The 9,498-nt window shown below is 73.6% G+C and carries 11 protein-coding genes; 4 read left to right on the top strand and 7 right to left on the bottom strand.

All coding sequences use genetic code 11. The features are described 5' to 3' along the window. Together E1291_RS34660 and E1291_RS34655 are read left to right on the top strand one after the other, a co-directional pair. On the top strand, positions 1-667 hold a 667-nt coding region (locus E1291_RS34660; RefSeq protein WP_131742294.1), incomplete at its 5' end, for an SbcC/MukB-like Walker B domain-containing protein. A 161-nt stretch (positions 668-828) separates the two neighbouring features. Continuing rightward, a complete protein-coding gene (locus tag E1291_RS34655; protein WP_131742293.1) occupies positions 829-1,167 on the top strand; it encodes a hypothetical protein in 339 nt (112 codons plus the stop codon). Between the two features lie 63 nt (positions 1,168-1,230). Here the strand turns inward: E1291_RS34655 and E1291_RS34650 are convergent, their stop codons facing one another. The 3 genes from E1291_RS34650 to E1291_RS34640 form a co-directional block, all read right to left on the bottom strand. Beyond that, positions 1,231-2,616, bottom strand: a complete 1,386-nt coding sequence (locus E1291_RS34650) for a helix-turn-helix domain-containing protein (protein ID WP_131742292.1) — start codon at positions 2,614-2,616, stop codon at positions 1,231-1,233. 271 nt (positions 2,617-2,887) lie between these two features. After that, complete coding sequence (locus E1291_RS34645; RefSeq protein ID WP_131742291.1) at positions 2,888-3,256, bottom strand: PH domain-containing protein; 369 nt, start codon at positions 3,254-3,256, stop codon at positions 2,888-2,890. Positions 3,257-3,332: 76 nt separating this feature from the next. Continuing rightward, complete coding sequence (locus tag E1291_RS34640) at positions 3,333-3,782, bottom strand: MarR family winged helix-turn-helix transcriptional regulator (protein WP_207401099.1); 450 nt, start codon at positions 3,780-3,782, stop codon at positions 3,333-3,335. 102 nt (positions 3,783-3,884) lie between these two features. Here E1291_RS34640 and E1291_RS34635 point away from each other — a divergent pair, with 102 nt between their 5' ends. After that, positions 3,885-4,898, top strand: a complete 1,014-nt coding sequence (locus tag E1291_RS34635) for an SMP-30/gluconolactonase/LRE family protein (protein WP_207401098.1) — start codon at positions 3,885-3,887, stop codon at positions 4,896-4,898. A 36-nt stretch (positions 4,899-4,934) separates the two neighbouring features. Here E1291_RS34635 and E1291_RS34630 read toward each other — a convergent pair whose 3' ends face one another. The 4 genes from E1291_RS34630 to E1291_RS34615 all read right to left on the bottom strand — a co-directional run bounded on the left by E1291_RS34630 (position 4,935) and on the right by E1291_RS34615 (position 8,593). Beyond that, on the bottom strand, positions 4,935-5,255 hold the full coding sequence (locus tag E1291_RS34630) for a GroES family chaperonin (RefSeq protein WP_131742289.1): 321 nt from the start codon (positions 5,253-5,255) through the stop codon (positions 4,935-4,937). 10 nt (positions 5,256-5,265) lie between these two features. Next, complete coding sequence (locus E1291_RS34625) at positions 5,266-6,177, bottom strand: NAD-dependent epimerase/dehydratase family protein (protein WP_131742288.1); 912 nt, start codon at positions 6,175-6,177, stop codon at positions 5,266-5,268. Between the two features lie 199 nt (positions 6,178-6,376). Next, positions 6,377-7,201: a serine protease gene (locus E1291_RS34620; protein WP_131742287.1), complete on the bottom strand. Its 825-nt coding sequence runs from the start codon at positions 7,199-7,201 to the stop codon at positions 6,377-6,379. A 624-nt stretch (positions 7,202-7,825) separates the two neighbouring features. Continuing rightward, positions 7,826-8,593: an SDR family NAD(P)-dependent oxidoreductase gene (locus E1291_RS34615; protein WP_131742286.1), complete on the bottom strand. Its 768-nt coding sequence runs from the start codon at positions 8,591-8,593 to the stop codon at positions 7,826-7,828. Positions 8,594-8,762: 169 nt separating this feature from the next. Here E1291_RS34615 and E1291_RS34610 point away from each other — a divergent pair. Continuing rightward, positions 8,763-9,498, top strand: a 736-nt coding sequence (locus tag E1291_RS34610) for a DUF4132 domain-containing protein (RefSeq protein ID WP_131742285.1), incomplete at its 3' end; no start/stop codon positions are given.

Raw genomic sequence — 9,498 nt, 5'->3', positions numbered from 1 at the left:
CCGGGCCTTGGCCGCCGCCGACCGCGCCCGGTACCGCTGCGAGCGGCTCGCCGAGCTGCGCGCCAGGCTGGACGCGGCCGTCGACGCCTGGCGGCCCGCCGCCGAGCGGCACGAGGTCGCCGAGCGCCTGGCGGGGCTCACCTCGGGCAAGTCCGCCGCGAACCGGCGTGCGATGTCCCTGTCGGCCTATGTCCTGGCGGCACGGCTGGAGCAGGTCGTCGCCGCCGCCAACGAGCGGCTCGCGCGCATGTCCGCCGCCCGTTACGCGCTGGTGCACACCATCGACCGCGCGGCGGGCGACCGCACCAAAGGAGCGGGCGGCCTCGGCCTGCGCGTCGCCGACGCCTGGACGGGCCTGGAGCGCGACCCGGTGACGCTGTCGGGCGGCGAGTCGTTCATCACGTCCCTGGCCCTCGCGCTCGGCCTGGCCGACGTCGTCACCGCCGAGGCCGGCGGCACCGAGATCGGCACGCTGTTCGTCGACGAGGGCTTCGGCACCCTGGACGAGGACACCCTCGACGAGGTCATGGACGTCCTGGACGGCCTGCGCGACGGCGGCCGGGCCGTGGGCATCGTCAGCCACGTGGCCGAGCTGCGCGCCCGGATCCCGGCCCAGCTGCGAATCACCAAGGACCGCACCGGCTCGACGGCGAAGGTCCTGGCCTGACGCTGACGGTCCCTGGTGCCGTGACCTGCGCGGCGTGGTCTGTGCGGCGTGGTCTGCGGCGCCCCCCGGTCCAGACTTTTCCGGCCTTTTCCAGACGTCTGAACGGTCCTTCCCTCCTCGTGTTCGACTGAGTGGGCCTTGCAGCAGACGAAAGGGGAATCATGAGCACCATCCGCCAACGGGCCGCAGTGGCTCTCGTCCTCGTTCTCGGCATCGGCACCACCGCCACCGCCCAGGCGTCGGCCGCTCCGGCGAGCCCGCACGCGGTCAAGGCCCCGGCGCACTACACCTGGTACCCGAAGCACGTGAAGTCCAATGTCAATAATGTGACGGTCTTCACCTCGCCGGGTGGAGGCGGCTCCTACGGGACATGGGGGGCCTGCCACAACTTCGAGGTCGACCGTACTGACCCGCCCTACAACCGCTACCACACCACTTGGGGAAGCGCTGATGCCTGGGTGACCTCTGACTCCGACTACATCGCCGACGGTTGGTGCTGACGCACGCGACACGACACCCCTCTTCGGCGGTGTCCGGGGCTCCGGGCACCGCCGTTTGCTTGGTCACCGGCCGAGCATCCGCCGTACGGCCGAGGCGCGCGTTTCCTCGGTCTCCTCCCGCGCCGCGCATTCCAAGGCGTAGTCGCGCAGGAGGCCGGGGAGCCGATATCCGCCGCGGGCGCGCTCCAGCAGGTGCGCGCCCGCCAGGCCGTCGAGGAGCCGGACGGCGTACTGGACGTCCACGCCCCCCAGCGCGGCGGCGGCCCGCACGCTGATCTGCCGGCCGGCGTGCAGGCCGAGAAGCCGGAACATCCGCGCCTGTGCCCGGGGAAGGGACCGCACCGACCACGACAGGGCGGCGCGCACATCGGTGGTGAGATCGTCGTCGGGAGTGGCGAGCCGGTCCAGCCGGTGCCGCTCGCACGACAGCGCCTCGGCGAGACCGGCAAGCGAAGTCGACGGATCCGTGCACGCCCGCTGCGCCGCGATGCGGACCGCCAACGGCAGATGGGCGCAGCGCCTCACCAGCTCGTCCGCGGCGGCGGGCTCGCGCTCGACCCGCGCGGGCCCCAGGATCCCGCGGAGCAGATCGACCGCCTCGTCGTGCCGGAGCCTGCCGAGAGTCAGCGGGCGCGCTCCCGTCCCCGCGACCAGCGCGGATAAGCCGCTGCGGCTCGTCACCACGACGTGGCACCCCGCCGATCCGGGCAGCAGCGGACGCACCTGCTCGGAGGCCGCCGCGTTGTCCAGCAGGACGAGGGTCCGCCTGCCCGCCAGAAGCGTCCGGTAGAGCCCGGCCCTGGCGTCCTCCCCGGACGGCAGACTCCGGGAGGCCACGCCGAGAGCGCACAGCAACAGCTCCAGCGCCTCGGCCGGACGGCGGGGCCGGACGGGACCGTACCCGCGCAGGTCCACATAGAGCTGGCCGTCGGGGAACCGCCCGCACACCTGGTGCGCCCACCGGACCGCCAGCGCGGTCTTGCCCACCCCGGCTGTGCCCACGATCGGCGTGATCGTCATGGCGCCGCCGGGGTCGCGGAGCCGGGCGTTCAGCTCCGCCAGTTCCCGGGCGCGTCCCACGAAGCCGGCGACCGCGCCCGGGAGCTGGCGTGGCGGCGGCGGGTCGGCCGGAACCGTGCCGGGGCCGACCTCCAGCCCGTCGCGGGCGGTGGCCAGGCGGCGGCGCGAGCAGGGCGAGACGTCGAGCACGGTGAGAAGGCGGTCGAGCACGACGGTGGAGGGCAGGGTCGTGCCCTTGAGGTAGGCGTACAGGCTGCTGCGCGTGACGCCGATCGCAGCCGCCAGGCGCTCCTTGCCGACCGAACGGCCGGTGCGGCGTTCGTAGGCGAACAGGAGCCTGCTGATCTCGGCGCCCAGTTCACCGCTGGTGGTGATCGCCCGAGACGCGCCAGGCTCCCCGCCTAATGGCGCGTCCGACCGGTCGTCCATCGTGGCCCCCGGTGGATCTCCGCATGCCGGAAATATGCTCTTGTGTGCTCAATGACGTCATTGTCAAACGCGCCCACATATTCGCATACCCCATGCTCGGCGCACATGACGGCGATGGCCGCCCAGGGGTCGTGTTCTCACACGCTGAGCTGGACGCTTCCCGCGTGCTCGCGGCGGTCGAGGCCGCGGTGCACGCTGCTAAGACGGCACGGTTCGAGTGTGCTGACCGCTAGGCAAGCCCACTATGACGCGGAGGCGCACGTCCGGTTCGTCAGCGTGCGATGTACTGCAGGATCACGTTGTGGACGTGGTGGGCCTTGTCGTCGCCTCGGAACTCGACCTCGTAGGTGTGCGCGCCCACGTTGATCGCGATGGACCCGGAGGAGAAGTAGGAGCCCGCCCAGGACTTGTTGCTGACGACGCTGACGGACGTGATCCGGGCATAGGGCACGCTGGTGATCGCGTACTTCTTCCCGGCGAAGCTCTTGTCCTGGATGATCACGCGCCGGTCGGTGAGGCCGAGGAAGCCGGTGCCGGCGCCGGTGGCGTCGTAGACGGCGATGATCTGCTCGCCGGGGAGCAGCCCGCTTTCGATCTGCTTGAGCTGGCCCGACCGGTCGTGCGGGATCTGGTTGCTCATGCGTCCTCCTGTGATCGGCGGTCCTCCCGGTTCGACGAACCGGGCCGCCGTGCCGTTCCGCCCGGCGGTCGCGGGGTCAGCCGTCGCCGAAGCGGGCCTTCTCCAGGTAGGCGGCGGCGCGGGCCAGCAGGGCGACCAGGGTGTCACGTTCCGCGTCGGTGAACTCGGCCGCCAGGCCCCGCTCGACGAGGACGGCGCGTACGTCGGCGCGCTCCAGCGCCGCCTCGCCCTCGGCGGTGATGCGGGTCTCCAGGATGTTGCGGTGCCATTCGTGCGCGGTGCGTTCGATGAGGCCGTGCTCCTGGAGGTTCTTCAGGACGGTGTTCATCGTCGGCGGGGTGACCGAGCAGGCGCGGGCCAGCGCGGCGGCGGAGATGCCCGGGTGGGCGGACAGGTGGAGCAGGGCGGCGTACTGCGGCACCGTCAGCCCGCTCGGCTTGACCGCGGCGGACTTGGCCGCGTTGAGCGCCTGCTCCGCACGCTTGAAGTGCGTGCCGAGCCGCTCGGAGAGGGGCAGCGAGGTCATTCCCGCATGGTATCGAGCATCCGCGCGGAAACCGGTTGACGAGCATTAGGGTTCTAACTATCGTTCAGATGCGTTCTAATGAAAATTAGCGAACGGAGCATCATGTCCCATCTCACCCGTTCCTCCGTGGTCGTGGCCGCCGCGCTCGCGTCGGCCGTCCTGCCCGCGACGGGCGCGCTGGCCTCCGCACCGGTCGCGGCCGTCCACGCCGAGGCCCCGTCGAGGGCGCGGATCTCCACCGCCTACGTGCTGCCCGGCGACCGCGTCTACCCCGAGGGCATCGCCGCCGACGACCGCACCGGGGCCTTTTACGCCGGTTCCTACCAGGACGGCACGATCTACAGGACGACCCCCGGCCGGCGCGAGGCCGAGGTGTTCCTGCCCGCCGGCGCGGACGGCCGGCACACCGCCAACGGCCTGCGCGTCGACCGGGCCGGACGGCTGTGGGTGTGCGACTCCACGTCCGGTGTCGCGGTGTACGACACCCGCACCCGCCGTCTCATCGCGCAGTTCACGGTCCCCGGGGACGCCGCCAGGATCGTCAACGACGTGGCGATCGGCCCGGACGGCACCGCCTGGTTGACCGACAGCACCCGCGCCGTCGTCTACCGTGTCACCCCGGGCGACCTCGCGGCGGCCGGCGGCGGGCGCGGCGTGCTCCAGCCGCGGTTCGACCTCGGCGCCGTGCTGGAGCCGCACGCGCCGGACGCCGTCACGCTGAACGGGATCGTCGCCGATCCGTCCGGGCGGCACCTGCTGGTCGCCGACATGACCGGTGGTGACCTGTACCGCCTCGACGTCGCGTCGGGCGCGATCCGGAAGGTGGAGCTGCGGGGCGGCGACGTGCTGCACGCCGACGGCCTCGAACTGCGGGGCGGGCGGCTCTGGGTCGTCCACAACACCGCCAACGCGATCAGCCGCTGGCGGGTCGCGGCGGACGGCACCGAGGCGCGCAGGGAGCGCATGGTGACCGACCCGGCGCTCCAGTGGCCGACCACGCTGGCCCGCAGCGGGGGGACGCTCTACGTGGTCCGCTCGCAGTTCGACAAGGGCGGCCCGATCGGGTCGGGCACGCCGGAGCTGCCGTTCAGCATCGCCGCCGTCCGCGGCCTGTAGGGGAGGAGGGCGCCGCGGGCACGGCCGCGCGGCCGGCTAGAGGTAGAGGCCGGTGCCGTGCTCGGGGCGCTCACTGGCGATCGCGTGCAGGTCGCGCTCGCGCATGACCAGGTAGTTCTCGCCCTGGATCTCGACCTCGTACTGGTCGCCGGGGTGGAACAGCACGCGGTCGCCCGGCTTGACGATCCGCACGTGATGGCCGACGCCGCAGACCTCGCCCCACACCAGGCGGTTGGCCTGCTCGACCGTCGCGGGGATCACGATGCCGCCGGTGCTGCGGCGCTCACCGCTGTCCTTCTCGACCCGGATCATGACACGGTCGTGCAGCATCTGGACTTCGAACTTCGGCTCGGACACGCTGGGGAGTTTATCCGCCTTCGCGGGTCAGGGCGGCCCACGCGTCCGCGATGATCTCCTTCAGCGCGGAGCGGCCGGGCCGCCAGCCGAGCGCCGCGTGGATCGCGGCGGCGTCGCAGACCAGCACCGGCGGCTCGGGCTGGGCCGGGCGCCGCAGGACCGGCACGGGCCGCCCGGTGACCTCCGCCACGCTCGCGACGACCTCGCGGACGGAGGCGCCGGCGCCGCTGCCGACGTTGTACACGCGCTCCTCACCGGGGCGGACGGTCTCCAGCGCGCGGACGTGCGCGGCCGCGAGGTCGTCCACGTGGAGGTACTCGCGGACGGCCGTGCCGTCGCCGTTGATCTCCAGACGCGGGGCGCGCCCGGCGGCGACGGCGAGCGCCTTCGGGATCAGCCGGGTCTCGTCGGGATCGGGCCGGCCGTCCACCGAGCCGGCGACGTTGAAGGTCCGCAGGACGACGGCGCCGATCGCGCCGGTGCGGGCGTGGAACCGGACGGCCTGCTCGGCGGCCAGCTTCGACGCGCCGTACGGGCTGGTCGGCGCGGTGCCCTCGGTCTCGGGGATCGGCTGCCGGGTGGGCGTCCCGTAGACGGCGGCGGTCGACCCGTACACCACGCGGGTCTCGCCGATCGCGCGCAGGAGGTTGACCGTGCCCTGGACGTTGGCGGCGAAGAAGCGCAGCGGGTCGGCGAACGACTCGCGGACGCGGGTGAGCGCCGCGAGGTGGCATACCCCGTCGTAGGGCCCCTTGGGAAGCCCGTCCGGGTCGAGGAGGTCACCCCTGACGGGCCGCACACCGTCCGGGAGGACGGCGTCGGCGCGGCGCACGAGCCCGTCGACGTCGTGCCCGGCGGCGGCCAGCCGCCGCCCGACCGCGTATCCGACATATCCCGCCGCACCCGTCACCAAGACCCGCATGCCCCCACCCTCCCATCACCGGAGGACCACGCCGCCCCGGTCGGTCGCCCCGGCCGGTGCCGGACGTCCGCCACCCCCTGGACCCGCCCCATCAAGGTCCCCGGCCGTCACGCGGGCGCGCGCCCTGACCGGCGGGGCGAAGCCGAAGGCGAGCCCCGCCGGGAAGATCGCGAAGCGATTCGCGCCCGCACAAGCCCGGTCACGAAGCGAGCCCTGGGCGAGCGCGGTGGGCCGGGATTGCAATGAACGGCGTCCGAGACTCGTCGCCGTCGAAGAGGACGGCCCTGGTGTACACGCCGGGGTAGCCGCGCCGTGCGCAGCCGAGCGCCCAGGAGGTCACCGCGACGAGGCGTCCGCCGGCGAGCAGCGGTCCTCCGCTGTCGAACCGGCAGGTGTCGGCGGCGGGCGTCCCCGCGCAGAGCATGTCCGCGGCGTCGAAGGAGCCGCCGTAGGCGCGGGCGCAGGCGTCGTCGCCGGGAAGCGGCAGGTCCGCGGCGCGCAGGCGGGTATTGAACCAGTCGCCCTCGGCGGTGGTGCCCCAGCCCGCGGCCCGGCCCGTCCGGGCGGTGCCGGGGATCCCGAGCGGGACGGCGGGGCGTTCCAGGCGGCGCGCCAGGGTGAGGACCGCGAGGTCGTGGTGGCCGACCGCCTCGCCCTTGAACCAGGTGACCCGGTATCCGGGATGGACGCGCACGGATCTCACGCCGACGGCCTCGCCGCCGTGATCGCCGAGATCGTCGCGGCCGAAGGTGGCCGTGAGCGCGCCGGGCAGGCGTTGGAAGGGCGTGACGCAGTGCGCCGCGGTGAGGATCCGGTCGGGCGCGATCAGGGAGCCGCCGCACAGGTGCCCGGCGGGCCGGACGAAGAACAGCGGCGAGCCGAGGGCCGCGAGCCACGGGAACCGGGCGGCCGGCACGGCCGCGCCACCGACGACGGCCGACGCCGGCGTCGCGAAGCTGAGGGGAAGCACAACACAGACGCAGAGCAGGACCGTTGCGAGGGCCCGGCGAAGAGAGGGGGCCATGTCCGGAATGTACGGGAGTAGCCGGACAAGCACACCCCCTGCCACGCGAACGCCCTGTCTGCCTGGGGGAGGCGGCGCCGGAGACGAACTACAAGCGGGTCGCCGCGGAGCGAAGTCGCGCCAGCCCAAGATCGGTCAGGGACCGGACCACCGGGTGAGCCGCCCAGGTCGGATTTGCGATGACGCGGTTCCGTCACGAGGGCGCGCGACCTGACCGGTGGGCGATGCCGGAGGCGGGCCTCATGCGGGCTGATGGCGAGCGTTGCCGTCCTCGGGCAAGGCCAGTCAGGTGGGGGCCGTCGGGCGCGTTGCCCGGGTCGGGTTTGCGGTTACGTGGGTGCGTGATCTGCTTGGTGGGGCGATGCCGGAGGCGGGCGTCATTCGGGCTGATGGTGAGCGTTGTCGTGCTCGGGCAGGGCCGGTCGGCTGGGCGGGCCGTCGGGCGCGTTGCCCGGGCCAGGTTTGCGGTTACGTGGCCGTCACGCGGGCGCGCGCCCTGACCGGCGGGGCGAAGCCGAAGGCGAGCCCCGCCGGGAAGATCGCGAAGCGATTCGCGCCCGCACAAGCCCGGTCACGAAGCGAGCGCCAGCGAGCGAAGTGGGCCGGGATTGCAGTGAATACGACTCAGTTGTAGCGGCGTCCGGCGTTGGAGGTCATGCGGGCCAGGAGGCTCGGCGGGATCAGTCTCGTGGCGCCCACGATCGTCTTGTACTGGACGCCGGGGACGCTGACCTGGTGGCCGCGCCGCAGGTCGCGCAGGCCGGCGTCGACGACGTCCTCCTGCTTCAGCCACAGGTACGGGGGGACGCCGGAGACGTCCATCTGGGCGCGTTCGTGGAACTCGGTGCGCACGAAACCGGGGCACAGCGCCATCACGCGGACCCGCCCGCGTGAGCGCGCCGCGATGTCGGCCGCCACGCCCCGGCTGAAGTTCACCACCCACGCCTTGGACGCCCCGTACGTGCCGCGCGTCCCGAACGCCGCCACCGACGAGACGTTGACGACGCCGCCGCGGCCGCGGTCCAGCATCCCGGGCAGTACCGCGTGGGTGAGCCGCAGGACGGCCTCGCAGTGCACCCTGAGCATGGTCACCTCGTCCGTGACCGGCACGTCGAGGAAGATGCCCTTGTTGCCGAACCCGGCGTTGTTGACCAGCAGGTCGACGTCCTTGCGGACGCGTTCCTCGGCGGCGGTGAGGCCCTCCTCCGAGGACAGGTCCGCGCGCAGCGTCTCGGTGCTCACCCCGTAGCGTTCGCGCAGGTCGGCGGCGGTGCGCTCAAGGCGCTCGGCGTCCCGGGCGAGCAGGACGAGGTCGAATCCGTCGGACGCGAGGCGGCGGGCGAAGGCGGCGCCGATGCCCGCGGTCGCGCCGGTGATGAAGGCGGTCGGCATGCCCCGACCCTAGGCCGGTGCGGCGGCCCGGGGGTAGTGCCGCGGGCGCGGAAATGCCGCGGGCCCGGATCGGCCGGGTCCGGCGGCACGCCGCGGACGGGCCCGCCCGCGTGCCGCTGATCACCGAGTACGCCCCGGTAGCGTCGGTTCCGTCTGCCAAGATCGCGGCATGTTCGACGATCTTCGCGCGTGCCCGGACGCGCCCACCCCGGCACCGGCCGGTCCGCCCGCGCCCGCGCGGGCGGACCGGCCGGACGTGCCGGCGCACGGGCTGCACCCGGACGGCTCCCTGGCCCGCGACCTCGGCGGCTACCAGGCCGTCCTCGCCATCGAGGACCCGGTGACCGTGCGGCTCACCTTCACCGGCGCCGACGGCCGTCCGCTGCGGACGGTGCCGGGCGCGCTCAAGGAGCCGTACGCCGCGGAGATCAAGGAGCTGAAGACGCTCGTCAAGCGCGTCCGGCACACGCTGGCCGCCGAGCGGGCCCGGGTCGAGGCGCTGCTGCCGGTGGAGCACGGCCGGCCGTACGGGGAGTGGCGCCGGCACTACCGCGACCATCCGGTGACCGGTCTCGTCGCGCAGTCGCTGATCTGGGAGTTCGAGGCGCCGGACGGGAGCCGGCGCGCGGCCACGCCCGGGGACGGGGTGCTGGTGACGGTGGACGGGCTGGCGCTGCCCGTCCCGCCGGACGGCGCGCGGGTGCGGCTCTGGCATCCGGCGGGCGCCCGCCCGGGCGAGGTGCGGGCGTGGCGGCGGTTCGTGATGGTCAACCGGATGCGGCAGGCGTTCAAGCAGGCGTTCCGGGAGGTGTACGCGCCGGGCCGGGGCGAGGCGGGCGAGTGGCCGGCGGGGCGCGCCGTCCAGCACCGGCGGCTTCTCGCGGCGCTCGCCGAGCACGGCTGGG

It is taken from the genome of Actinomadura roseirufa (assembly GCF_900659635.1).
In the GTDB taxonomy this organism is placed as follows: Bacteria; Actinomycetota; Actinomycetes; order Streptosporangiales; family Streptosporangiaceae; genus Spirillospora; species Spirillospora roseirufa.
Note: the sequence above shows the minus strand (reverse complement) of the source record. Positions and strands in the feature narration are given on the sequence as shown.

Coding starts and splice junctions, on each gene's coding strand:
- E1291_RS34615 (WP_131742286.1), bottom strand. CDS start 8,593: ATGCCGACCGCCTTCATCACCGGCGCGACCGCGGGCATCGGCGCCGCC.
- E1291_RS34625 (WP_131742288.1), bottom strand. CDS start 6,177: ATGCGGGTCTTGGTGACGGGTGCGGCGGGATATGTCGGATACGCGGTC.
- E1291_RS34620 (WP_131742287.1), bottom strand. CDS start 7,201: ATGGCCCCCTCTCTTCGCCGGGCCCTCGCAACGGTCCTGCTCTGCGTC.
- E1291_RS34640 (WP_207401099.1), bottom strand. CDS start 3,782: ATGACCTCGCTGCCCCTCTCCGAGCGGCTCGGCACGCACTTCAAGCGT.
- E1291_RS34655 (WP_131742293.1), top strand. CDS start 829: ATGAGCACCATCCGCCAACGGGCCGCAGTGGCTCTCGTCCTCGTTCTC.
- E1291_RS34645 (WP_131742291.1), bottom strand. CDS start 3,256: ATGAGCAACCAGATCCCGCACGACCGGTCGGGCCAGCTCAAGCAGATC.
- E1291_RS34635 (WP_207401098.1), top strand. CDS start 3,885: ATGTCCCATCTCACCCGTTCCTCCGTGGTCGTGGCCGCCGCGCTCGCG.
- E1291_RS34650 (WP_131742292.1), bottom strand. CDS start 2,616: ATGGACGACCGGTCGGACGCGCCATTAGGCGGGGAGCCTGGCGCGTCT.